We start from the raw sequence: 24,033 nt of genomic DNA, 5'->3' as shown, positions 1-24,033 counted from the left end.
TTCCGAGAAGATAAAAGTATCTAACTACCCCGTACAGGACGTCTGTTGGCAGCGTAGTTTTGAAAAGATCTCTCGCGCAATTCACTCCTTCGATGCCGGCATGTGCGCCGGCATCGATCCTCCCGCGGCCGGGGCATCGTGGCTCGACGCGAAACGCCGCTTCGCCCACGCGGCCAACTGGTCGACATAGCTGTAGAGCACCGGCACGACGATCAGCGTCAGCAGCGTCGAGGTGATCACGCCACCGATGATCGCGCGGCCCATCGGCGCCTGGATCTCGCCACCGTCGTCCAGGGCGAGCGCCATCGGCAGCATGCCGAAGATCATCGCCGCGGTCGTCATCATGATCGGCCGCATCCGCACCAGCCCGGCCTGCAGCAGCGCCTCGGCCACGCTCAAGCCGGTCTTGCGCACGTGGTTCGCGTAGTCGACCAGCAAGATGGCGTTCTTCGTCACCAGCCCCATCAGCATCACCAGGCCGATCATCGAGAACAGGTTCAGCGTCGAGCGGGTCAACAGCAACGCCAGCATCACGCCGATCAGCGCCAGCGGCAGCGACGCCATGATCGCGAACGGCTGCAGGAAGCTGCCGAACTGCGACGCCAGCACGATGTAGATGAACAGCACCGCCGCACCCAGCGCCAGCACGATGCCCTGAAAGGCCTCGGCCTGGTCGCGCGACTGGCCGCCCATGTCGAAGCGGTACCCGGGCGGCAGCACGGTCGAGTCGACCAGCTTCTTCACCTCGGCGCTCACGTCGCCGCTGGGCCGGCCGGTGACGCCGGCATACACCGCCTGGCGACGCTGCAGGTCCTGGCGCTTGATCACCTCGGGGTTGACGACCGGCACCACGTCGGCCACGCGCGACAGCGCGATCGGCGTGCCGTCCTTCGCGTAGGCGATCGGCAGGTTGTCGAGCTGCGCGACGTTCTCGCGCATCGGCTGCGGCAGCCGCAGCTCGACCTCGACCTGCTCGCCGTCCGGCGCCGTCCAGTAGGTCGCGACATCGCCATTGACGAAGCTGCGCAGGCTCGCCGCCAGCTGGGTCGGCGTCAGGCCCAGTTCGCGCGCGGCGTCGGCGCGGATGCGCACCGCGTAGGCCGGCAACCCGGGCTTGACCGAGGTTTCGAGGTCGGTGATGCCCTTGATCTTCGCCATCTTGTCCTGCAGCTTCAGCACCTCGCGGTCGAGCACGGCCGGGTCCGGGCCGAGCAGCGAGATGAAGATCGGCCGCTGGCCGAGCGACACGTCGGCGCCGGGGATCGGCGCCAGACCCTTGCGGATCGCCTCCTCGACCTGCTTCTGCGTCCGTTGGCGCTCGTGCGGCTTGACCAGCTGGATCGTGAGGTCGCCGGTGTTGCGCGAGCCGTTGCCCGTGTCGCCGACGCTCGTGGAGACCATGCGCACCTCCGGCATCGCCCGCACCACGTCCTCGACCTGGCGCATCTTCTCGCTGCCGCGGGTCAGGCTGGTGCCCACCGGCATGCGCACGTTCATGCGGATGTAGCTGTCGTCGGTGTCGGGGATGAACTCCGTGCCGACGACGGTCGACAGCCCGATCGCGGCAACGAAGCTGCCGATCGCGGCCCAGACGACCAACCCGCGCGAGGTGATCGTCGCGAAGCGCAGTCGGCGCGGCTCGGCCATCAACCGGCGTCCCTGCGCGTCGAACGGGTGTCCCCACGCCGGGATCGGCGGGAACCACATCCGGTGCCGACGCCCGCCGAACACCCAATGGATCAGCCGCTCGTAGATGCCATGCATCACGTCGAGCAGACGGTCGGTCGCACGCATCAGGTGGCCGATGACCGGCATCTTCAGCAGCCGGTTGGTCGGCGGCTCGCGCCAGATGCTGGACAGCATCGGGTCGAGCGTGAAGCTGACGAACAGGCTGACCAGCACCGCCGTGACGACCGTGATGCCGAACGGGAAGAAGAACTTGCCGACGATCCCCTTCATGAACGCGACCGGCACGAACACCGCGCAGATCGCGAAGGTCGTCGCCATCACCGCCAGGCCGATTTCCTCGGTCCCCTCGCGCGCCGCGGCCAAGTGGCTCTTGCCCATGTGGACATGGCGCACGATGTTCTCGCGCACCACGATCGCGTCGTCGATCAGCAGGCCGATGCACAGGCTGAGCGCCATCATCGTCATGAAGTTCAGCGTGAAGCCGAACGCGTAGATCGCGATGAAGGCCGAGATCACCGCGATCGGCAGGGTCAGGCCGGTGATGATCGTGCTGCGCCAGCTGTGCAGGAACAGGAACACGATCGCGATCGTCAGCAGCGCGCCCTCGATCAGCGTGCGCTTCACACCCTTCAGCGAGTCCTTGACCCAGTCGCTGTCGGCGTAGACCAGTCGCAGTTCGACGCCGGGCGGCAGCGACTTGCGCATCTCCTCGGTCGCGGCCTTGATGCCGTCGCCGGTCTCGACGATGTTCGCTTCCTGCTGCTTGTAGACGTAGAACGCGATGGCCGGAACGCCGTCGACCCGCGCCAGCGAGTCGGGCTCGCGCTCGCGTTCGACCAGTTCGCCCAGGTCGCCGAGCCGCACGACGAGGTTGCCGCGGTTCGCGATCACGAGATCGCCGAACGCCTTGGCGTCGCGCACCCGCCCCTCGACCCGCACCAGCGCGTCTTCCTTCGCGCTGCTGAGCAGCCCGACCGGCACGTCGGCATTGACCTTCTGCAGCGCCGCGGACACGTCGGCCGGCGTCAGCTGGTAGGCGCGCAGGCGCTGCGGATCGAGGTCGACGCGCACCTGGCGCGTCGTCATGCCGCCCACATCCACGCGGGCCACGCCGGCGACGCGCTCGATGCGCTTGCGCACGGTCTGGTCGGCCAGCAGCGACAGCTCGCGCGCGCTGCGCGTCGGGGCGATCAGCGCGAGCTGCACCGTCGGCTGCGCGTTGTCGCCGTCGAAGCGCGAGATGTAGGGCGCCTTGGCGTCGCGCGGGAAGCCGGGCTGCAGCGCCGAGACCTTGTCGCGCACGTCCTGCACCGCGCGGCTCATGTCGGCGCCGAGCAGGAACTCGACGACCGTCTCGCTGCGCCCTTCGACGCTGTTCGAGCGGATCATCTTGACGCCGGCGATGCCGTTCAGCCCGAGCTCGATCGGCCGGGTCAGTTCGGTCTCGATCGCCTCCGGCGAAGCGCCCGGGTAGGCGACACTGACGAACACGACCGGGATCGACACGTCCGGCATGCGCTCGACGCGCAGCTGGTTGTACGAGAACAGGCCGAGCACGCACAGCGCGGCCATCACCATCGTCGCGAAGACGGGGTTGTTGATCGAGACGCGAGTGAACCACATGTCAGGACGCCTTGCCGGGGGCCGCGGAACTCGCGCTCGCCGCGGGCATGCCGGAGCCGGCGCCCTTTGCGACGACCTTGGCCGGCGCGCCCTCCTTCAGCGTGTCGAAGCGCGCGGCCAGCACCTGCGCGTCGGCCGCCAGGCCCTTGGTCACCTCGACCCGCCCGTTCGACGCATCGCGCCGACCCGTGATCACGAGCCGGCGTACCAGCGCGCCGTTCTCGACCGTCCAGACGAAGTCCTGACCCGATGACTGGCCCACCGACGTGACGGGGACCGTCAGCCGCGGCGCCGGATCGTCCAGCGAGACGAGGGCGCTGGCGTACTGCCCGGCGCGAAATCGCTCGTCGGCATTCGGCAGCAGCACGACGACGCGGATCCCGCGCGTGCCCGCCTCGGCCATCGGCGCAATGCGGTCGATGCGCCCTTCGACAGCCTCGGTCGCCCCTTCGACCCGCACCGCGAGCTTCTGCCCGGGCCGCAGCATCGAGACCTGGTGTGTGCCGACGACACCACCGAGCTCCAACTCCTTCAGGTCGACCACCGTCATCAGCTCCTGCTCGGCGCTGACCTTCTCGCCCGGCACCACGTTGCGCCGGCCGATCACACCGCTGATCGGCGCGACCAGCGCCGCCTCGCGGATGCCCAGCGCCGAGGTCGCGAGCTGCGCCTGCGCCGACTTGAGCTGCGCGCGTGCCGCCTCGAGCGACGCACGCGAGCTTTCCAGCGCGTTCGCCGAGATGAACTTCTGGTTCGCCAGGTCTTCGTTCGACCTGTGGATGCGCTCGGCCTCGGCCATGCGCGCCCGCGCCGAATCGACGCCGGCGGCGCGCTCGGCATTGCGGCTCTGCAGATCGGACAAATCGATCGTGCCCAGGGACTGTCCGGCCTTGACCCGGCTGCCTTCGGCGACCGACAGCGTCAGCAACGTGCCCGCCGCCTTGGCCCGAACCACCGCGGTCCGCGGCGCCATCAGCGGGCCGGAGAACTCGATCCGCTCGGGCATCGCCGCGAGCAACGGCTTGACGACTTCAACGGGGGTGAATTCGAGCGTCACATCGGGCTTCTTGTCCTTGTTGCCGTCGCCGCTTTTGGCACGCGACTGCACCACCCCCACGGCGACGAGCGCGACGATGATCGCGACGCCTCCGCCCACCAGCCACGGCTTGCGCATCGGGCTTTCCTTCCTGTTGTTGTCCAGATTCCGGGCGAGAGTGTAGGCACGGCCCGTCGCGGTACAACCCCTTGTTGCGACAAACTGCAGATTGAAGGGGTCAGGCTGCCGCGGCGCGCGCCCGTCGGTCGAGCACGTCGGCGCGGGCCGAGCAGCCCGTTGCCAACGCCGCCGCGCCGACGGCAGACCAGAACACCGCCAGCCAGGCGCCCTGGAACCAGAACCACGCCACCTCCGCGGCCACATCGACCGCCCAGATCAGCCCGATGGCCGTCTTGCCGTAGCCGAGCGACGCCAGGTACAGCGAGAAGAACGCGTACAGGCTGGTGTGCGGGCACCGTGAAGAACACGCCGGCGAAGAACCACGCGACGACCGGCGCGCAGTACCGCGAGCGCGCCGGGTGCCGCCTCGCCGCCGTGCGGCGCGTCCTTCAACGTCCGCAACCGGGCCGCCGCGACCAAGCGCCGCCTCGCTGATCGGGATCACGCCGGCCGTGCGGACGAACAGCAGCACCGTGACGCCCGCGACCCACCCGTAGCCGGCCGGCACGAAGAAGCCGCAGGCGCTGAGCAGCGCCAACAGCACCGCGATGCGCAGCAGCTGAATGCGGCGGCCGGTGTGGTCGGCCAGCCAACCCCACGCGTGAGGGCTGAACAGCCGGGTCGAGCTCTGCAGGGAGGCGAGCGCTCCGATCGCCAGCGTGCTGTAACCGAGTTGCTGGAACCACAGCGGCGCGTAGGTGCCGAACAGGCCCGCGTACGAGAAGTACGTGAACGACACGGCGCCGAAGGCGAACAGCGTGCGCCGCGGCGGCGCAGCCGCCGACGCGGCGGCGGCGGTCATCCGGCGCGGGTCGGGGCCTGCGCGGGAATCGGCCGGGTGGCCACCACCACATCGCCGCACTGCGCGCGCTGGCGCAGTGCATGGTCCATCAGCACCAGCGCCAGCATCGCCTCGGCGATCGGCGTGGCGCGGATGCCGACGCACGGGTCGTGGCGGCCGAAGGTCTCGACCGTGGCCGGCTGGCCCGCGAGGTCGATCGATTGCCGCGGGCTGCGGATCGAACTGGTCGGCTTGATCGCGAGGCTGACGGCGATGTCCTGCCCGGTCGAGATGCCGCCGGAGACGCCGCCCGCGTTGTTGCTCAGGAAGCCCTGCGGCGTCATCTCGTCACCGTGCGTCGTGCCGCGCTGCGCCACGCTGGCGAATCCGGCGCCGATCTCGACGCCCTTGACCGCGTTGATGCCCATCATCACCTTGGCGATGTCGGCGTCGAGCTTGTCGAACAGCGGCTCGCCGAGCCCGATCGGCACGTTGCGCGCGCCGACGAAGATGCGCGCTCCGCACGAGTCGCCGGCCTTGCGCAACTCGTCCATGTAGGCCTCGAGGCGCGGGATGTCGCTCGCGTTGGCGGCGAAGAACGGGTTGTCCGGGATGTGATCGAGCGACTCGAACGGGATCTCGATGGCACCGATCTGCGTCATGTGACCGAAGAACGTCGTGCCGAACTTCTCCTTCAGCCATTTGCGCGCCACCGCACCGGCGCCGACCATCGGCGCGGTCATGCGCGCCGAGGCGCGGCCGCCGCCGCGCGGGTCGCGCAGCCCGTATTTGTGCAGGTAGGCGTAGTCGGCGTGGCCGGGGCGGAAAGTGTTGAGGATGTTGCCGTAGTCCTTGCTGCGCTGGTCGGTGTTGCGGATCAGCAGGCAGATCGGCGTGCCGGTGGTCAGGCCCTCGTAGACGCCCGACAGGATCTCGACCGCATCGGGCTCGTTGCGCTGGGTTACGTGGCGCGAGGTGCCGGGACGGCGGCGGTCGAGATCGGGCTGGATGTCGGCCTCGCTCAACGCCATGCCGGGCGGGCACCCGTCGATCACGCAGCCAATCGCGGGGCCGTGGCTCTCGCCGAAATTGGTGACGCGGAAGAGTTCGCCGAGGGTGCTGCCGGACATGCGTTGCGCGCTTTCAGGGTGCCAGAACGCCAACACCGCCCGAAGGCGGTGCTGGCACGGGGCTCGATTCTAAGAGTTCAGGAGGTCTGCTCGTCGCGGGGTTCGTTCTCGACCGGCCAGTCGCGGATGTAGGCCTTCAACATCCGGTTTTCGAAGTCCTGGCCGTCGACGACCGCCTTGGCCACGTCGTAGAACGAGATCACGCCCATCAGCGTGCGCTGGCTCATCACCGGCATGTAGCGCGCGTGGCGGCCGAGCATCATGCGGCGCACCTCGTCGATCTCGGTCTCGGGCGTGCAGGTCAGCGGGTGGTCGTCCATCACGCTGCGCACCAGCGTGCCGCCCAGTCCACCGCCGTTCTTGACGATGGCCTGGATCACTTCCCGAAAGGTCAGCATGCCGGTCAATTCGCCGTGGTCCATCACCACCAGCGAGCCGATGTCGCGCTCGGACATCGCGCTGACCGCCTCGTGCAACGCCTGATCGGGCGAGACAGTGAACAGGGTTCCGCCCTTGACGCGGAGAATGTCGCTGACTTTCATGTGGCACTCCCGAGGCGTGGTGTTGAAGTCAATATAGCCCACAATGCCGCGCCAGAACACCCTCGCAACCCAGCGCACGCCACGGGAGACCTCTCATGCCCGGCCCTTCCGATCCCGGTTTCGACACCCTGGCGCTGCACGCCGGCGCCGCACCCGACCCTGCGACCGGCGCGCGTGCCGTGCCGATCCATCTGACCACGTCGTTCGTGTTCGAGAACAGCGAGCACGCGGCATCGCTGTTCAACATGGAGCGTTCCGGCCACGTCTACAGCCGCATCTCGAACCCGACCAACGCGGTGCTGGAGGAACGCGTCGCCGCGCTCGAAGGCGGGACCGGCGCGATCGCCACCGCGAGCGGCCAGGCTGCGATGCACCTGGGCATCGCGACGATCGCCGGCGCCGGTTCGCACATCGTCGCGTCGAGCGCGCTGTACGGCGGCTCGCACAACCTGTTGCACTACACGCTGTCGCGTTTCGGCATCGCGACCACCTTCGTGCGCCCGGGCGACGTCGACGGCTGGCGCGCCGCGATCCGCCCGAACACCAAGCTGCTGTTCGGCGAGACGCTCGGCAACCCCGGCCTCGACGTGCTCGACATCCCGACCGTCGCCGCCCTCGCCCACGACCACGGCCTGCCGTTGATGGTCGACTCCACCTTCACGACGCCGTGGCTGATGAAGCCGTTCGAACACGGTGCCGACCTGCTGTTCCACTCGGCGACCAAGTTCCTCTCCGGCCACGGCACCGTCATCGGCGGCGTGCTGGTCGACAGCGGCCAGTTCGACTGGACCGCGGCGCACAACCGCCACGGCGGCTTTGCCGAATTGGCGCAGCCCTACGACGGCTTCCACGGCATGGTGTTCGCCGAGGAGAGCAGCGTCGGCGCGTTCCTGCTGCGGGCCCGTCGCGAAGGCCTGCGCGACTTCGGCGCCTGCATGAGCCCGCACACCGCGTGGCTGATCCTGCAGGGCGTCGAGACGCTGCCGCTGCGCATGGCGCGGCACATCGAGAACACGCGCAAGGTGGTGCAGTTCCTCGCCGGCCAGAAGTTGGTCGCCCGCATTGGCTACCCGGAGCTCGAATCGCACCCCGACCATGCGCTCGCCAAGCGCCTGCTGCCGCGCGGCTGCGGCTCGATCTTCAGCTTCGACCTGCGCGGCTCGCGCGCCCAGGGCGTCGCGTTCATCGAGGCGCTGAAGCTGTTCTCGCACCTGGCCAACGTGGGCGACTGCCGCTCGCTGGTGATCCACCCGGCGTCGACCACGCACTTCCGCATGGACGACGCGGCGCTCGCGCAGGCCGGCATCGGCGCGGGAACGATCCGCCTGTCGATCGGCCTGGAGGATGCGGACGACCTGATCGACGACCTGAAGCGCGCGCTGAAGGCCGCCGAGAAAGCGGGCGCGTGATGGAACTGGACGTCACCACCTCGGCAGGAACGGCGCCCGCCTATGCCTACACCGGCGGAAAGCCGTTCGACCCGACGCTCCCCTGCGTCGCGTTCGTGCATGGCGCGTTGCACGATCACAGCGTCTGGACGCTGCTCGCGCGCTGGTTCGCGCACCACGGCCATGCCGTGCTCGCGGTCGACCTGCCGGGCCACGGCCGCAGCCGCGGCGCACCGCTGGCGGATGTCGAAAGCCTGGCGGACTGGCTGCTCGCGTTGCTGGCCGCCGCCGGTGTGGCGCGGGCCGCATTCGTCGGCCACAGCATGGGATCGCTGATCGCCCTGGAAGCCGCCAGCCGCGCGCCGGAGCGCGCCAGCAGGCTCGTGATGATCGGCACCGCATACCCGATGAAGGTCTCGCCCGCGCTGCTGGACACGGCACGCGATGCGCCACTGGCAGCGATCGACATGGTCAACGCGTTCTCGCACGCCGGCTTGGCCGCCAAGCCCTCGGCGCCCGGCCCCGGCACCTGGCTGCACGGTGCGAACCGGGCGCTGATGCGCCGGGTCCAGGCCGGGCAGACCGGCGTCAACCTGTTCCACAACGACTTCCAGGCCTGTGATCGATACGGCGGTGGCCTCGACGCGGCCGCCCGCGTGAGTTGCCCCGCGCACTTGATCCTCGGCGACCGCGACCAGATGACCAGCCCGAAGCAGTCGCGCGAGCTCGCGCAGGCGCTGCGCGCCGCGGTCCAGACCGTGCCGGCCGGGCATGCGCTGATGTCCGAGGCGCCGGACGCGGTACTCGCCGCCCTGCGCCGCGCCCTGGCCTGATGGCGCGGCGCACGGCGACGCACGTCGGTAACTCGCAACGGACTTCAGGGCGAATTGAAACCAGTTTGACATTCTGACCGGGCGGCTCGCTACCATCCGCCCATGGTTGCTGCCGCCGATCCGCGCATCACACACATCGAGCGCCTCGTCACGGCGATCGATCTGCCGATCGGCCGCTGGGATCGCGACGCGCGGCTGGTCTTCTGCAACGATCACTACCTGGCCTGGGCCGGCCGGCCGCGCGATCAGTTGCTCGGCCGCACGCTGCAGGAACTGTTCGGCGAGATCGCCTGGGCTGCAGCAGCGCCCGCCTTCATGCAGGCGTTCGAAGGCCACACCCTCACCTACCAGCGCCAGCTGATGCATGGCCCCACGCCGGGCCGCTGGGCGCGCATCCAGGTGTTCCCCGATGCCGACGCGAACGGCACCGTCGAGGCGGTGTTCACGATCGCGACCGACATCCACGACGACGTGATCGCGCGCGAGACCCTGACGGCGACGCAGAAGCGCCTCGACCGCTTCACCGAGAACATCCCCTACCCGCTCACGTACGTCGACCACCAGTTCGTGCTGCGCTTCGTCAACAAGGCGTACTGCGAGGCGACGGGCACGCGGCGCGAGGACCTGCTCGGCCGCCACATCGGCGATGCGCGGGGCGCCCGCCGGTGGGCCGAGCATGCGCCGTATTTCGAGCGCGCGCTGCAGGGCCGCGCGGTGCAGTACACGCGCCTGGTCGACGCGCTGCCGCAAGGCCCGCGCTGGATGCGCACGAGCTACGTGCCCGACCTGGCCGAGGACGGTCAGGTGCTCGGCCTGTACACCGTCACGGTCGACGTGCACGAGCTCACCGTCTCGCAGGAGAAGCTCAAGCGCCGCGTCGAACGCGACGGCCTGACCGACGTGCTGAGCCGGCGCACGATGATGGACCATGTCGAGGCGGCCCTGGTCGAGGCCGAGCGCCAGCCGGTCGCGCTCTACTTCGTCGACCTCGACGGTTTCAAGGCCGTGAACGACCGTCTCGGGCACGCCGAGGGTGATGCGCTGCTGGTGGCCGTGGGACGCGCGCTGCAGGAGGCGGTGCGGGCCGACGACGCGGTCGGGCGTTTCGGCGGCGACGAGTTCCTCGTGCTCGCCCCGGTGCGTGACCACGACGGCGCCCAGGCGCTCGCGGTCCACATGCTGGCTGCCGTCGGGTCGGTCACCGGCAACGGGCCGCTCGGCGGCGTCGTCAGCGCGAGCATCGGCTATGCGCTGGCGCCGCGCGACGCACGCCACCCGCTGACGCTGCTGCAGCTGGCCGACGACGCGATGTACGCGGCCAAGCGCAGCGGCAAGAACTGCGCGATGCACTGCGCGGCGATCGCGTTCGAGTCGACGCGTTAGTCGCGTCGGGCACCCTCAGGGAGGTGCCGACTCGTCGGTCTCCAGCAGTTCCTGCAGGGTCATGGTGTCGAACCCGGCGCGCCGCCACAGGCCGCGCGCCGAGGTGCCGGGGGCCAGCAGCATCAGCGCGATCAGGGGCTGCGCCGGGGTTCGCGCCGGGTCGCACAGCAGCACGAAGCGCGGGTCGTCGGCTTCGTCGAGCTGGCCGATCCAGTCGAACTGCATCAGGGTCTCGAGGATCGGCTCGGTCTGCAACGGATCGATCCGCAGCGTCTCGCCGAGCTGGCCGACGCTCAGGCCGCGCTCGCCGGCCTCGCGCGCGACTGCCAGTTCGCGCAGCACCGCCAGCGCGAGCTGCAGCTTGGCGCCGGGGCCGTCCGGCCAGCGCTTCACGCGCAACTGCAGGCTCGGTGCGTAAGCCGCGATCACGGCGCCGAGCAGCACCATGACCCAGCCGAGGTAGATCCAGATCAGCAGAATCGGCACGGCCGCCAGGGTGCCGTAGATCACGGTGTAGGTCGGCACCGTCTGCAAGTACCAGCCCAGCAGCTTCTTCGCGACTTCGATGCCGACCGCGGTGAACGCGCCGCCGGCGATCGCATGGCGCCAGCGGACGTGGGTGTTCGGGACATAGTGGAACAGGCCGGCGAACGCCACGACGAGCAACAGGAACTCCAGCACCGCGAGCAGCAGCGCGACGCCGCCCGGCAGCACCGCGACCAGCCCCTTCGACGCCGAAATCGCGTACGACGTCAGGCTCAGGCTGACGCCGAGCACGAGCGGGCCGAGGGTTGCCGCCGACCAGTACACGAGCACGCGCTGCGTGATCGGCCGCATCGCGCGCACGCGCCAGATGTTGTTGAGCGTGCGATCGATCGTGAGCATCAAGGCCAGCGCGGCAAACACCAGGAAGACCAGACCGACACTGCCGACACCCTGGGCCTTGCCGGCGAACTGGTTCAGCGCCTTGAGCACCTGGCTGGCGATGTCCTGCGGGACCAGGGTCTGCAGGAAGTACTTCTGCAGCGCCTCCTGGAAGCGCGCGAACATCGGGAACGCCGAGAACACCGCAAGCATCACGGTCAGCAGCGGCACGAGCGAGATCAGCGTCGTGAAGGTCAGGCTGCTCGCGGTGAGGCCCAGGCGGTCCTCGCGGAAGCGGGCGCGAAGCGTGCGAAGGGTGTCGCGCCACGGCCAGGTCTGCAGGGTCTGGACCAGGTCCGGCAGCTCGTCGTGAACTGCCGTCTTGATCGTGGTCGTGAGCTTCATTGCTGGCATCATGCCAGTGATGCAAGCCTCCCCCTCCGCAAGCGCCGGCGCCGCGCCGCCGCTGCCCGCCCCCATCGCCTGGACCCGCGCCGCGGCCGTCGGCAGCGTCATCGCGCTGATCGCTCTCGGGCTCGCATGGGAGCTGTGGCTCGCCCCCACCGGCAGCCGGACGCTCGCGCTGAAGGTCCTGCCGTTGCTGATCCCGCTCGGCGGGCTGCTTCGCAACCGCATGTACACCTACCGCTGGCTCAGCCTGATGGTGTGGCTGTATTTCACCGAGGGCGTGGTGCGCGCGACGAGCGAGCGCGGCGCCGGTGTGTGGCTCGGCACGCTCGAGGTGCTGCTGTGCCTGCTGCTGTTCGCGGCCTGCGCGGCGCACGTGCGCTGGCGCCTGCGCAACGCAAAGGAACAGGACGCATGACGCTGATCGACGAACTGCGTGCTGCCGTCGGCGCGGCCCACGTGCTGGTGGACGGCGACCTCTCGGGCTATGAGATCGACTGGCGCAAACGCTACCGCGGCCGCGCGCGCGCCGTCGTTCGCCCGGGTTCGACGGCCGAGGTGGCCGCCGTCGTCCGCGCGTGCACAGCAAACGGCACCGCGATCGTCCCGCAAGGCGGCAACACCGGCCTGGTCGGTGCGTCGATCCCGGACGACAGCGGCACGCAGGTGCTGCTGAGCCTGACCCGCATGAACCGCGTGCGCGAGATCGACGTCGCGAACCTCGCGATGACGGTCGACGCCGGCTGCGTGCTGCAGAGCGTGCAGGAGGCTGCGGCTGCACGCGGCCTGCTGTTCCCGCTCAGCCTGGCCGCCGAGGGCAGCTGCACGATCGGCGGCAACCTCGCCACCAACGCCGGCGGCACCCAGGTGCTTCGCTACGGCAACACGCGCGAGCTGTGCCTCGGCCTGGAGGTCGTGACCGCATCGGGCGAGATCTGGAACGGACTCACCGGCCTGCGCAAGGACAACACCGGCTACGACCTGCGCGATCTGTTCATCGGCAGCGAGGGCACGCTCGGCATCATCACCGGGGCCACGTTGAAGTTGCACCCGCAGCCGGCCGCCGTGACCACCGCGCTGGCGTCTCTCGCGACGCTCGAAGCCGCCGTCCAGCTGCTGCAGCTCGCCCAGGCGCGGCTGGGTGCCGGCCTCACCGGCTTCGAGGTGATGGGCCGCTACGCGCTCGGCCTCGTCCGCACGCACATGCCGCAGCTCGCGCAGCCGCTGCCGCCGGCCGACTGGACGGTCCTGCTCGAGCAATCGGACAACGAGGGCGAGGCCCACGCGCAGGCGCTGTTCGAGGCACTGCTCGAGACGGCGCTGGACCGCGGCCTGATCGCCGACGCGGCGGTGGCGAGCAGCCTCGAGCAGTCGAACGCGATGTGGCACCTGCGCGAGTCGATCCCGATGGCCCAGGCCCAGGAAGGCGCGAACATCAAGCACGACATCGCGCTGCCGGTCTCGGCCGTCGCCGAGTTCGTGGCAGCCACCGACGCCGCGCTCTCGGCCGGCTTCCCGGGTGTGCGCCTCGTCAACTTCGGCCACCTCGGCGACGGCAACCTGCACTACAACGTGCAGGCCCCCGAGGGCGTCGATGCGACCGCGTTCCTGCGCGACCACGAGCACGCGGTCAACACGCTGGTGTACGACGCGGTTGGCCGCTTCGCGGGCTCGATTTCCGCGGAGCACGGCGTGGGCGCGCTGAAGCGGGACGAACTGGCACAGCGCAAATCGCCGGTGGCGCTGGGGATGATGCGCGCGATCAAGCAGGCGCTCGATCCGAACGGGATGCTGAACCCGGGACGCGTGCTCTGAAGCGTCGCCTCCGAACGTTCAGCTCGACGCTTCCGCCTGCGCCGCGCCGGAGCGCGCCTGCGCCAGCAACCAGGCTGCGAAATCGAGCACCTCCGGCTTGCGCGGCGCGCCGGCCGATTGCACGAGGTAGTAGCTGCGCGGCGACGCGACCGTCTTCTTGAACGGCGCGACCAGCTTGCGTTCCGCAAGCAGCTGCTTCAGCAGCGGGCTGCGGCCCAGGGCCACCCCCTGCCCTGCCACGGCCGCGTTGATCAACTGGTCGAACTGCGAGAAGTGCAGCACGCTGGCGGGCTTCAGCGTGTCCAGCTTCATCGCGCGCAGCCAGATCGGCCAGTCCTGCATGTCGGCGCCGGGGCCGGAATCGAGGTACATCAGCACGTGGTGGCGCAGGTCCTCGGGCGTCTTCAGCGGTCGCGACTTGTCCCGCAACAGCTTCGGACTGCACACCGGCAGCACCACGTCGCCGAACAGCAGCTCGGCGCCGGCATCGATCGCGTCCTCCGACTGGTAGCGGATCGCGAGGTCCACGCCGTCGCGGTTCAGGTTCACCAGCGCATAGCCGGCCGAGATGCGGACGTCGACATCGGGGCGCGACGCGGTGAAGCTGGCCAGCCGCGGGATCAGCCACAGGCCCGCGAACCCGGGCGTCGTGGTCACGACCACGGTCTTCGCACGGCGGTCGCGCTGCAGTTCACCGCCGATCTGATGCAGCCGACCCAGCACATCGGACACGACCTGCGCCAGCGCCTGGCCCTCGTCTGTCAGGCGCAAGGCACGGTGCAGTCGGCGGAACAGCGGCAATCCGTAGTGCTCCTCGAGCGCGGCGATCTGGCGGCTCACGGCCGATTGCGTCAGCGCCAGCTCGTCGGCCGCCTTGGTGAAGCTCAGGTGGCGCGCCGACGCCTCGAAGGCTTCGAGCTGATCGAGCGGCGGCAGGTCGTAGTGGCGCATCAAGGCTCCCGGACAGCGGCATTCGCATTCTAGAACCGCATGCGAGACATTCAAACATACCGTTTGAGCGAGCGGGACGTACGCACGAAACTGCCTTCACGCACCGCATGACGGTGCCTCATGTGAAGGACCAGCACCATGAACACCACCGACCTGCACCCCGCCGCCATCAGCCTGCGCAAGGGCCAGATCCATCGCATCCGCCACGGCACCGGGCAGCGCATCGAGGCGCTGAACGGCTGCCTGTGGGTGACGATCGACAACGACCTGCGCGACGTGTTCGTCTCGCCCGGCGAAGGCTTCAGCATCGACCGGGATGCCGACACGCTGGTCAGCGCGATGGCCGATTCGAGCTTCGTGGTGCTCGAGCCGCTTTGAGCCGCCGGTCTACTGGACCGGATTCTTGAGCGACTCGGGCAGTGCCACGGTGACGATCTCGATGCCCTCGTCGCGCAGCGCCTCGGCATCCTCCGCCGAGGCGTGGCCGCGGATGCCGCGCTCCTGCGCCTCACCGTAGTGGATGCGTCGTGCCTCCTCCGGGAAGCGGTCGCCGACGTCCTCGGTGGACGCGATGGCGTCGCGCATCGCGCGCAGCCAGCGGCCCTGGGCACGGGCCTGCGCGATCTCGCCGGCGGCCGGCGGCGGGCCGACCGCATCGCCGCGCGGCGTGGACACGTTCAGGCGCGGCGCGCTGGGCAGCCGCACGATGGCCTTGTCCTCGCACAACGGGCACGCGATCAGGCCGCGTTCACCCTGCGCAACGAAATCGGCGTCGGACGCGAACCAGCCTTCGAATCGATGTTCGCGCGCGCAACGCAGGTTCAGGACCTTCATCGTCCGGATTATCGGACCGCGCCGCTCACGGCGCGGGCGACCACTCGAGAGGCCAGCGGCCGGCGCGCCAATTCTGCAACCAGAGCAAGCCGATCAGTGTCTTGGCGTCGGTCAGTTCGCCGCGCCGGGCGGCCTCGTCGAGCTGCTCCGCGCTCATCTCGGTGACGTCGAGGAACTCGCCGACATCGAGCCGGCGTTCGCCGAGCGTGAGGCCGCGCGCGAACCAGACCTCGATGCCCTCGTTCGAATAGGCGATCGCGTTGTGCAGGATTCCCGCACGGGCCCATTCGGCGGCGCGATAACCGGTCTCCTCGGCCAGCTCGCGGATGCCGCAGGTCAGCGGCGCCTCGCCGGCGTCGAGCTTGCCGGCCGGGAATTCCAGCATCACGCGGGCCAGCGGGTGGCGCCACTGGCGCTCGACGACGAGGCGCCCGTCCGGCAGCAGCGGCACGACCATCACGGCGCCCGGGTGGACGATGTACTCGCGCTCGGCGTTGCTGCCGTCGGGCAGGCGGACATCGTCGCGGCGAACGTGCAGGAACTTGCCGCGGTATGCCCGTTCGGAGAGCAGCGTCTCCTCGCGCAGGTGGACGTCCCCGGGTGTCGGCGATGCGCTCATCGTCCGCGCCGCAGGTAGCGCCACACGAAGCCGGGGAAGGCGAACGTGAGGAAAGTGAAGCCCAGGGCCGCGTAGAACTCCCAGCCCTGCGGCTGGCGCTGACCGGCACGCGCCTCGAGCGCGAATCCGATCGCGAGCGTCAGACCCCAGAACACGACGAGTTCAAGCAGGCGCCACCCGATCGACTTGGGCGCGTGCGCCGGACCGACGACGAACAGCCGCTCGTTGACGAACGGCAGGTTCGCCGCGACCAGCGCGATCAGCAGCACCAGCCAGACCGCCGGCGTCGAAGCCATCCCGTCAGGTCGCCAGCGCCTTGACGATCGCCTGCACGCACAGCGTCATCAGGCCGCCAGGGAGGATGCCGAAGAACAGCACCGCCGCGCCGTTCAGGGACATCACCGCGCGCACGTCACCGCTGCTCTCGAGCGGGCGCGCATCGGCGGGTTCGTCGAAGTACATGACCTTGATGACCCGCAGGTAGTAGAACGCACCGACCAGCGACAGCACCACCGCCGCCACCGCCAGCACCAGGTAGCCGGTGACGTTGGTGGAGACGAGCGACTGCAGCACGGACAGCTTCGCGTAGAAGCCCACGGTCGGCGGGAGGCCGGCCAGCGACAGCATGAAGATCGTCATCACCAGCGCGAACCACGGGCTGCGCTTGGCGAGACCGGCAAGGTCGGACACCTCCTCGGACTCGAAGCCCTGGCGCGACAGCAGCATGATCATGCCGAAGCTGCCGAGTGTCGTCAGCACGTAGGTGACGATGTAGAACATCGACGACGCGTACGAATTGGCTGCCGAGATCGTGTTGTTGTAGACCACGCCCGAGCACAGGCCGAGCAGCATGAAGCCCATCTGCGCGATGCTCGAGTACGCAAGCATGCGCTTCAGGTTGGTTTGCGCGATCGCGACGATGTTGCCCAGCAGCATCGAGCCGACCGACAGCACGACCAGCATCTGCTGCCAGTCGTAGGCCAGGCCGATCATGCCCTCGACCAGCAGGCGCAGCGTGATCGCGAACGCGGCCAGCTTGGGCGCGCCGCCCAGCAGCAACGTCGCGGCGGTCGGCGCGCCTTGATAGACGTCGGGCACCCACATGTGGAACGGCACCGCGCCGAGCTTGAAGCCCAGCCCCGCGACCAGGAACACGACGCCGAGGATCATCACCGACTTGTTGATCTGGCCGGTGCCGATCGCCTTGTAGACCTCCGGGATCTCGAGCGAACCGGTGGCGCCGTACATCATCGACAGGCCGTACAGCAGGAAGCCGCTCGCCAGCGCGCCCAGCACGAAGTACTTCATCGCCGCCTCGGTGGCGTCGGCGTGATCACGGCGCATCGCGACCAGCGCGTACAGGCTCAGCGACATCAGCTCCAGGCCGAGGTAGATCACCAGGAAGTTGTTCGCCGACAGCATCACCGCGATGCCCAGCAACGAGAACAGGCTGAGCGTGAACAGCTCGCCCTTCAGCATGTCGCGCTCGGCGGCGTAGGGGCGCGCATAGACCAGCGAGATCATCACCGCCACGGTCGCGAAGAAGCCGAGCAGGTGCCCCATCGGATCGGCCACGACCATGCGCTGCATGGCGTAGACGGTCTCGCCGGCGTTGAACGCCGCGAGCTGCATCACCGCGACGACAGCCAGCGAAGCCTGGGTCAGCAGGTAGGTCGGCAGGCGCTTCGGGTGGGTGACCCACAGGTCGACCATAGCGACGACGCAGGCCATCGCGAGCAGCGCGATCTCCGGGTAGACGGCAGGCCAGTTCATTTGATTCATGGCTCTTGGGGCACGCTCAGGGTGAGGGGATCTTGCTGACCGCGGCGTGCTTCAGCAGGTTGTCGACCGACGCGTGCATCGAGTCGGTGAAGGGCTTGGGGTACAGGCCCATGAACAGCACCGCGGCGGCGAGGATCGCGAGCATCGCGAATTCGCGCGCGTCGATGTCGACCAGCTCACGGACGTGGTCGTTCGCGATCGGGCCGAAGTAGACCCGCTTGACCATCCACAGCGTGTAGGCCGCGCCGAACACCAGCGTGGTCGCGGCGATGAAGCCGAGCCAGAAGTTGGCCTTGACCGTGCCGAGGATCACCATCCACTCGCCGACGAAGCCGGCGGTGCCCGGCAGGCCGCAGTTGGCCATCGCGAACAGCACCGCGAACGCCGCGAACTTCGGCATCGTGTTGGCCACGCCACCGTACGCCGCGATCTCGCGCGAATGCACCCGGTCGTAGAGCACGCCGATGCACAGGAACATCGCGCCCGACACGAAGCCGTGCGAAATCATCTGCACGATGCCGCCGGACATGCCGAGCTCGTTGAAGATGAAGAAGCCGAGCGTCACGAAGCCCATGTGCGCGATCGACGAATACGCGACCAGCTTCTTCATGTCCTGCTGCACCAGCGCGACGAAGCCGATGTAGACCACCGCGATCAGCGACAGCGCAATGATGAACGGCGCGAAGTGGTGCGAGGCGTCGGGCGTGATCGGCAGCGAGAACCGCAGGAAGCCGTAGCAGCCGAGCTTCAGCATGATCGCGGCCAGCACCACCGAGCCGCCGGTCGGCGCCTCGACGTGGGCGTCGGGCAACCAGGTATGCACCGGCCACATCGGCACCTTGACCGCGAACGCGAGGAAAAACGCGAAGAACAGGTAGCTCTGCGCCGACATGCCCAGCGGCAGCTTGTGCCAGGTGAGGATGTCGAAGCTGCCGCCCGACTTGTAGTACAGGAAGATCAGCGCCACCAGCATCAGCAGCGAGCCGGCCAGCGTGTACAGGAAGAACTTGAACGCCGCGTAGACGCGCCGCGGCCCGCCCCACACGCCGATGATCAGGTACATCGGGATCAACGTGGCCTCGAAGAACACGTAGAACAGCAGCCCGTCGAGCGCCGCGAACACCCCGACCATCAGGCCCGACAGGATCAGGAACGCGCCCATGTACTGGTTGACGCGGTCGGTGATCACCTGCCACGCGGCGATCACGACGATCACGGTGATGAACGACGTCAGCGGCACGAACCACATCGACAGGCCGTCGACCCCGAGGTGGTAGTGCACGTTGAAGCGCTCGATCCAGTCGAACTTCTCGACGAACTGCATCGCCGCGGTGTCGTTCCTGAACCCGCCGATCAGCGGCAGCGTGACGACGAAGCTCGCGAACGCCGCGATCAACGCAATCCAGCGCACCTGCGGCGCATTCTGGTCGCGCCCGATGGCGAGCAGCACCACCCCCGCGAGGATCGGCAGCCAGATCGCCAGACTCAACAAACCCATGTTCTTGTTCTCCGTGTGGGCTACTTGCCGGCCGAGCCGAGCAGGAACGGCCACAGCTGCCAGGTCATCAAACCGATCACGCCCACGATCATCACCAGCGCGTAGAAATACAGGTACCCGGTCTGCAGCCGGCGACCAATGGCGGCCAGGCCGCCCATCATGCGGGCCGAGCCGTTGATGGCCCCGTCGATGACGGCCTCGTCGCCGCCCTTCCACAGGCCGGTGCCGGTCATGCGCGCCAGGCGGGCAAAGACGTTCTCGTTGATCCAGTCGAGGTAGTACTTGTTCTCGAGCAGACGCTGGATGAAGCCGAAGCGCGCCTGGATCGCCGCCGGGATCGACGGCTTCACGAGATAGAACACGTACGCCGTGACGACGCCGGCGATCGCCAGCCACAGCGGCAGCGAGGTCAGCGAGTGGATGCCCATCGCGACCGCGCCGTGGAACTCCTTGGCAAGTTCTTCCATCGCCGGATGCGCTTCGGCGTTGACGACGATCGCGCCTTTGAAGAACTCGCCGTACAGCATCGGGCCGATCGTCAGGAAGCCGATGATCACCGACGGGATCGCCAGCGCGATCAGCGGCAGCGTGACGACGGCCGGCGACTCGTGCGGGATGTGCGGCTCGTGCGCGTGTCCGTCGTCAGCGTGGTCGTCGTCATGGTGATCGTGCTCGCCGGGGAACGGCTTGTGGCGGAAGCGCTCCTCGCCATGGAACACCAGGAAGTACATCCGGAACGAGTAGAACGCGGTGACGAACACGCCCGCGGCGACCGCGAAGTACGCGAAGCCCGAGCCCCACAGGTGGCTCGCGTGCACGGCCTCGATGATGCTGTCCTTCGAGTAGAAGCCGGCGAAGAACGGCGTGCCGATCAGCGCCAGCGAACCGAGCAGCGAGGTGATCCAGGTGATCGGCATGTATTTGCGCAGGCCGCCCATGTTGCGGATGTCCTGGTCATGGTGCATGCCGATGATCACCGAGCCGGCACCGAGGAACAGCAGCGCCTTGAAGAACGCGTGCGTCATCAGGTGGAACACTGCAACCGAGTAGGCCGAGGCGCCGAGCGCGACCGTCATGTAGCCGAGCTGGGACAGCGTCGAGTACGCGACGACGCGCTTGATGTCGTTCTGGATGATGCCGAGGAAGCCCATGAACAGCGCGGTGATCGCGCCGATGACCATCACGAACGACAAGGCGGTGTCCGACAGCTCGAACAGCGGCGACATGCGCGCGACCATGAAGATGCCGGCGGTCACCATCGTCGCCGCGTGGATCAGCGCGGAGATCGGCGTCGGGCCTTCCATCGAATCGGGCAGCCAGACGTGCAACGGGAACTGCGCGCTCTTGCCCATCGCGCCGATGAACAGGCAGATGCAGGTCACGGTGATCAGCAACCATTCGGTGCCGGGGAACGTCAGCTTCGCGATCTCCGGGCCCTTGGCGAACGCCTCGCCGTAGTTCAGCGTGCCGCCGTAGGCCACGATCAGGCCGATGCCGAGGATGAAGCCGAAGTCCCCGACCCGGTTCACCAGGAACGCCTTCATGTTCGCGAAGATCGCGGTCGGGCGCGTGAACCAGAAGCCGATCAGCAGGTACGAGACCAGGCCCACCGCCTCCCAGCCGAAGAACAGCTGCAGGAAGTTGTTGCTCATCACGAGCATCAGCATCGAGAACGTGAAGAGCGAGATGTAGCTGAAGAAGCGCTGGTAGCCCGGGTCCTCGGCCATGTAGCCAATGGTGTAGATGTGCACCATCAGCGAGACGAAGGTGACCACGACCATCATCATCGCGGTCAGCCCGTCGACGAGAAAGCCGACCTCCATCTTCAGGCCGCCGAGGTTCATCCACTCGTAGATGGTGGCGTTGAAGCGCGCGCCGTCGATGACGGCGAGCAGGGTCTGCACAGAGATGGCGAGCGAGATCGCGACGCCGAGGCAGGTGATCCAGTGCGCGCCCTTGCGGCCGATCTGTTGGCCGAACAAGCCCGCGGCGATGGCGCCGACCAGCGGTGCCAACGGCACCGCCAGCAGCATGTTTTGGGACAGGGTTGCCGACATGCTCGATCAGCCTTTCAGGGTGTCGAGCTCGTCGACATTGATCGTGGCGCGATTGCGGAACAGCACGACCAGGATCGCCAGGCCGATCGCCGACTCGGCGGCCGCCACGGTGAGGATGAAGAACACGAACACCTGCCCGGCCATGTCGCCGAGGTAGTGCGAGAACGCGACGAAATTCAGGTTGACCGCCAGCAGCATCAGCTCGATCGCCATCAGCAGCACGATCAGGTTCTTGCGGTTCAAGAAGATGCCGATCACCGACAGCGCGAACAGGATCGCGCCGAGCGACAGGTAGTGGCCGAGCGTCAGGGTGCCGAGGCTCATTTCTTCTCTCCTTCCGGCATGGCGGGCGGCGGGGGCGGCAGCTCGACCTCGGCCTTCATCTTGACGATGCGCACGCGGTCGGCGGCCTTCACGCGGACCTGGTCCGACGGGTTCTGGTATTTCGAATCCTTGCGGCGGCGCAGCGTCAGCGCGATCGCCGCGATGATCGCCACCAGCAGCAGCACCGCGGCGATCTGCAGCGGGTACAGGTACTTGGTGTACACCTCGATGCCGAGGAGCTTGGTGTTGCCCAGCTTCAGCGCGGCGGCATCGGCCACCGGCGCGTCGGTGAGGCGGAAGCCCGGGATCAGTACCGCGGCCATCTCGAGCGCGATCACGACGCCGACGACCGCAGCCGCCGGAAAGTGCGTCCAGAAGCCCTCGCGCAGTGCCTCGGAGCCGACGTCGAGCATCATCACGACGAACAGGAACAGCACCATCACTGCGCCGACATAGACGAGCACCAGCACGATGGCCAGGAACTCGGCGCGCAGCAGCATCCACACGCAGGCCGCGTTGAAGAACGCCAGCACGAGGTAGAGCGCGGCGTACACCGGGCTGCGTGCCGTGATGACACGGAACGCGGCGAACAGCAGCACGGCTGAGAAGACGTAGAAGAGCGCGGTATCGATCATGGTGTTGTTGTTTGCACAGGGCTCCCCGCCCCGTGGCCGAAGTCAGCGGTAGCGGGCGTCCGCCTCCTTGGCCTTGGCGATTTCGGGCTCGTAGCGGTCACCGACGGCCAGCAGCATGTCCTTGGTGAAATACAGGTCGCCGCGCTTCTCGCCGTGGTATTCGAAGATGTGGGTCTCGACGATCGAGTCGACCGGGCAGCTCTCCTCGCAGAAGCCGCAGAAGATGCACTTGGTCAGGTCGATGTCGTATCGGGTCGTGCGGCGCGAACCGTCGTCGCGCACGTCGGACTCGATCGTGATCGCCATGGCCGGGCACACGGCCTCGCACAGCTTGCAGGCGATGCAGCGCTCCTCGCCGTTCTCGTAGCGGCGCAGCGCGTGCAGGCCGCGAAATCGCGGGCTGAGCGGCGTCTTCTCTTCCGGGAACTGCACGGTGATCGCGGGCGACAGGAAGTGGCGTCCGGTCAAGGCCAGGCCCTTGAGCAGTTCGGTGAGCATCAGGCTCGAGAACAGCTCCTTGATGGATGCGACAGCAGACATGGTGATTCTCGATTCGCTCTCTTCAACGCCAGATGTTCAGCGGCGACTGGATCCACAGACCCACGACCAGCAGCCAGACCAGCGTGATCGGAATGAAGATCTTCCAGCCCAGACGCATGATCTGGTCGTAGCGGAAGCGCGGGAACGTGGCGCGCACCCAAAGGAACACGGTGACGACGCAGAAGGTCTTGCCGAACAGCCAGAACCAGTTCCAGAACCAGGAGGTCTGTTGGATCCAGGCCGGCGTCTCCATGCCGAACAGCGCGAACGACACCGGCGCGTACCAGCCGCCGAGGAACATGATCACCGCGATCGCGGAGATCAGGATCATGTTGGCGTACTCCGCCAGGAAGAACATCGCGAACGCCATGCCCGAGTACTCGACCATGTGACCGGCCACGATCTCGGACTCGCCCTCGACCACGTCGAACGGGTGCCGGTTGGTCTCGGCCAGGCCGGAGATGAAGTAGACGACCGCGATCGGCAGCAGCGGCAGCCAGTTCCACGACAGGAAGGTCAGGCCGCGATCGGCGAGCATCCCCTTGCCCTGGCCGAGCACGATCTCGGTCATGTTCAAGCTGCCGCTGACCATCAGCACCACGACCAGGCAGAAGCCGATCGCGATCTCGTAGCTGACCATCTGCGCCGACGCGCGCAGCGCGCCGAGGAAGGCGTACTTCGAGTTCGAGGCCCAGCCGGCGATGATCACGCCATAGACCTCGACCGACGTGATCGCCATCAGCAGCAGCAGGCCGGCGTTCAGGTTGGACAGCGCAGCGTCGGGGCCGAACGGCATCACGACCCAGGCGGCGAGCGCCGGCATGATCGTCATCACCGGGCCGAGGAAGAACAGGCGCTTGTTGGCCGCGGTCGGGACGATGATCTCCTTGAAGATCAGCTTGACCGCATCGGCGATCGGGGTCAGCAGGCCCAGCGGGCCGACGCGGTTGGGGCCCGGGCGGACCTGGGTCCAGCCGATCGCCTTGCGCTCCCACAGCGTCAGGTAGGCGACGCAGATCATCAGCGGCGCGACCAGCGCGATGATCTTGACGATGGTCCACACGGTCGGCCACAGCGCCCCGAGGTGCGTGCTGCCGAAGCTGGTGATGCTGTCGATCATG

23 protein-coding genes are annotated in these 24,033 nt (G+C 68.1%); 6 read left to right on the top strand and 17 right to left on the bottom strand.

The annotated features are described in order from the left end of the window. Nucleotides 1–81 precede the first annotated feature (81 nt). From ACWH49_RS21180 to ACWH49_RS21160, 5 genes are all read right to left on the bottom strand, one after another. Nucleotides 82–3,312, bottom strand: coding sequence for an efflux RND transporter permease subunit (locus tag ACWH49_RS21180; RefSeq protein ID WP_448173262.1), 3,231 nt, complete (start codon nucleotides 3,310–3,312; stop codon nucleotides 82–84). A 1-nt stretch (nucleotide 3,313) separates the two neighbouring features. Further along, entirely contained in the window at nucleotides 3,314–4,486 is a 1,173-nt protein-coding gene (locus tag ACWH49_RS21175; RefSeq protein WP_448173261.1) for an efflux RND transporter periplasmic adaptor subunit, read from the bottom strand. 100 nt (nucleotides 4,487–4,586) lie between these two features. After that, nucleotides 4,587–5,330 (bottom strand): MFS transporter, encoded by a 744-nt coding sequence (locus ACWH49_RS21170; protein ID WP_448173260.1) that lies wholly within the window; start codon nucleotides 5,328–5,330, stop codon nucleotides 4,587–4,589. Then, the gene (gene aroC / locus ACWH49_RS21165; RefSeq protein ID WP_448173259.1) at nucleotides 5,327–6,439 is read right to left on the bottom strand and encodes a chorismate synthase; all 1,113 of its coding nucleotides are present in this window, start codon (nucleotides 6,437–6,439) and stop codon (nucleotides 5,327–5,329) included. Before aroC ends, ACWH49_RS21170 begins: the two co-directional genes overlap by 4 nt. 77 nt (nucleotides 6,440–6,516) lie before the next feature. Continuing rightward, nucleotides 6,517–6,981 (bottom strand): CBS domain-containing protein, encoded by a 465-nt coding sequence (locus ACWH49_RS21160; RefSeq protein WP_448173258.1) that lies wholly within the window; start codon nucleotides 6,979–6,981, stop codon nucleotides 6,517–6,519. A 95-nt stretch (nucleotides 6,982–7,076) separates the two neighbouring features. Between ACWH49_RS21160 and ACWH49_RS21155 the strand changes: the two genes are divergently transcribed. The 3 genes from ACWH49_RS21155 (at nucleotide 7,077) to ACWH49_RS21145 (ending at nucleotide 10,585) form a co-directional block, all read left to right on the top strand. Further along, a complete protein-coding gene (locus ACWH49_RS21155) occupies nucleotides 7,077–8,390 on the top strand; it encodes an O-acetylhomoserine aminocarboxypropyltransferase (RefSeq protein ID WP_448173257.1) in 1,314 nt (437 codons plus the stop codon). Then, nucleotides 8,390–9,202, top strand: coding sequence for an alpha/beta fold hydrolase (locus ACWH49_RS21150; RefSeq protein ID WP_448173256.1), 813 nt, complete (start codon nucleotides 8,390–8,392; stop codon nucleotides 9,200–9,202). Before ACWH49_RS21155 ends, ACWH49_RS21150 begins: the two co-directional genes overlap by 1 nt. A 102-nt stretch (nucleotides 9,203–9,304) precedes the next feature. Beyond that, nucleotides 9,305–10,585, top strand: coding sequence for a diguanylate cyclase domain-containing protein (locus ACWH49_RS21145; protein WP_448173255.1), 1,281 nt, complete (start codon nucleotides 9,305–9,307; stop codon nucleotides 10,583–10,585). A 15-nt stretch (nucleotides 10,586–10,600) separates the two neighbouring features. Here the strand turns inward: ACWH49_RS21145 and ACWH49_RS21140 are convergent, their stop codons facing one another. Next, on the bottom strand, nucleotides 10,601–11,854 hold the full coding sequence (locus ACWH49_RS21140; protein WP_448173254.1) for a YihY family inner membrane protein: 1,254 nt from the start codon (nucleotides 11,852–11,854) through the stop codon (nucleotides 10,601–10,603). Between the two features lie 19 nt (nucleotides 11,855–11,873). On the opposite strand from ACWH49_RS21140, the gene ACWH49_RS21135 reads away from it, so the two are divergent. Further along, nucleotides 11,874–12,275, top strand: a complete 402-nt coding sequence (locus ACWH49_RS21135) for a DUF2069 domain-containing protein (RefSeq protein WP_448173253.1) — start codon at nucleotides 11,874–11,876, stop codon at nucleotides 12,273–12,275. Beyond that, on the top strand, nucleotides 12,272–13,672 hold the full coding sequence (locus ACWH49_RS21130) for an FAD-binding oxidoreductase (protein WP_448173252.1): 1,401 nt from the start codon (nucleotides 12,272–12,274) through the stop codon (nucleotides 13,670–13,672). Before ACWH49_RS21135 ends, ACWH49_RS21130 begins: the two co-directional genes overlap by 4 nt. Nucleotides 13,673–13,690: 18 nt before the next feature. Here ACWH49_RS21130 and gcvA read toward each other — a convergent pair whose 3' ends face one another. Next, nucleotides 13,691–14,623 carry a transcriptional regulator GcvA gene (gene gcvA / locus ACWH49_RS21125; protein WP_448173251.1) on the bottom strand — a complete coding sequence of 311 codons (933 nt, stop codon included), beginning with the start codon at nucleotides 14,621–14,623 and terminating at the stop codon, nucleotides 13,691–13,693. Nucleotides 14,624–14,761: 138 nt separating this feature from the next. Here gcvA and ACWH49_RS21120 point away from each other — a divergent pair, with 138 nt between their 5' ends. Beyond that, nucleotides 14,762–15,001 (top strand): DUF2917 domain-containing protein, encoded by a 240-nt coding sequence (locus ACWH49_RS21120; protein ID WP_056468666.1) that lies wholly within the window; start codon nucleotides 14,762–14,764, stop codon nucleotides 14,999–15,001. Between the two features lie 9 nt (nucleotides 15,002–15,010). Here ACWH49_RS21120 and ACWH49_RS21115 read toward each other — a convergent pair whose 3' ends face one another. Genes ACWH49_RS21115 through nuoH form a run of 10 tightly spaced genes read right to left on the bottom strand, consistent with a single transcriptional unit; the run spans nucleotide 15,011 to nucleotide 24,032 of the window. After that, on the bottom strand, nucleotides 15,011–15,457 hold the full coding sequence (locus tag ACWH49_RS21115) for a DUF1178 family protein (protein ID WP_448173250.1): 447 nt from the start codon (nucleotides 15,455–15,457) through the stop codon (nucleotides 15,011–15,013). Between the two features lie 25 nt (nucleotides 15,458–15,482). Continuing rightward, entirely contained in the window at nucleotides 15,483–16,076 is a 594-nt protein-coding gene (locus tag ACWH49_RS21110) for an NUDIX domain-containing protein (protein ID WP_448173249.1), read from the bottom strand. Next, nucleotides 16,073–16,372 carry a DUF2818 family protein gene (locus ACWH49_RS21105; RefSeq protein WP_056468654.1) on the bottom strand — a complete coding sequence of 100 codons (300 nt, stop codon included), beginning with the start codon at nucleotides 16,370–16,372 and terminating at the stop codon, nucleotides 16,073–16,075. The genes ACWH49_RS21110 and ACWH49_RS21105 overlap by 4 nt, the downstream gene beginning before the upstream one ends. A 4-nt stretch (nucleotides 16,373–16,376) precedes the next feature. Continuing rightward, nucleotides 16,377–17,858: an NADH-quinone oxidoreductase subunit NuoN gene (nuoN, locus tag ACWH49_RS21100; protein ID WP_448173248.1), complete on the bottom strand. Its 1,482-nt coding sequence runs from the start codon at nucleotides 17,856–17,858 to the stop codon at nucleotides 16,377–16,379. A 16-nt stretch (nucleotides 17,859–17,874) separates the two neighbouring features. Continuing rightward, nucleotides 17,875–19,356: an NADH-quinone oxidoreductase subunit M gene (locus ACWH49_RS21095; protein ID WP_448173247.1), complete on the bottom strand. Its 1,482-nt coding sequence runs from the start codon at nucleotides 19,354–19,356 to the stop codon at nucleotides 17,875–17,877. Nucleotides 19,357–19,376: 20 nt separating this feature from the next. Next, nucleotides 19,377–21,413 (bottom strand): NADH-quinone oxidoreductase subunit L, encoded by a 2,037-nt coding sequence (gene nuoL / locus ACWH49_RS21090; RefSeq protein WP_448173246.1) that lies wholly within the window; start codon nucleotides 21,411–21,413, stop codon nucleotides 19,377–19,379. A 6-nt stretch (nucleotides 21,414–21,419) separates the two neighbouring features. Continuing rightward, a complete protein-coding gene (gene nuoK, locus ACWH49_RS21085) occupies nucleotides 21,420–21,737 on the bottom strand; it encodes an NADH-quinone oxidoreductase subunit NuoK (RefSeq protein WP_056468642.1) in 318 nt (105 codons plus the stop codon). Then, entirely contained in the window at nucleotides 21,734–22,372 is a 639-nt protein-coding gene (locus ACWH49_RS21080; protein WP_448173245.1) for an NADH-quinone oxidoreductase subunit J, read from the bottom strand. Before ACWH49_RS21080 ends, nuoK begins: the two co-directional genes overlap by 4 nt. Before the next feature lie 42 nt (nucleotides 22,373–22,414). Continuing rightward, entirely contained in the window at nucleotides 22,415–22,912 is a 498-nt protein-coding gene (gene nuoI / locus ACWH49_RS21075; protein WP_056468637.1) for an NADH-quinone oxidoreductase subunit NuoI, read from the bottom strand. A 22-nt stretch (nucleotides 22,913–22,934) separates the two neighbouring features. Next, nucleotides 22,935–24,032 (bottom strand): NADH-quinone oxidoreductase subunit NuoH, encoded by a 1,098-nt coding sequence (gene nuoH, locus ACWH49_RS21070; RefSeq protein ID WP_056468634.1) that lies wholly within the window; start codon nucleotides 24,030–24,032, stop codon nucleotides 22,935–22,937. Nucleotide 24,033: the final 1 nt, after the last annotated feature.

This window comes from Rhizobacter fulvus (genome assembly GCF_964020785.1).
The sequence above is the reverse complement of the archived record's forward strand: the minus strand, read 5'-3'. Positions and strand labels throughout refer to the sequence as shown.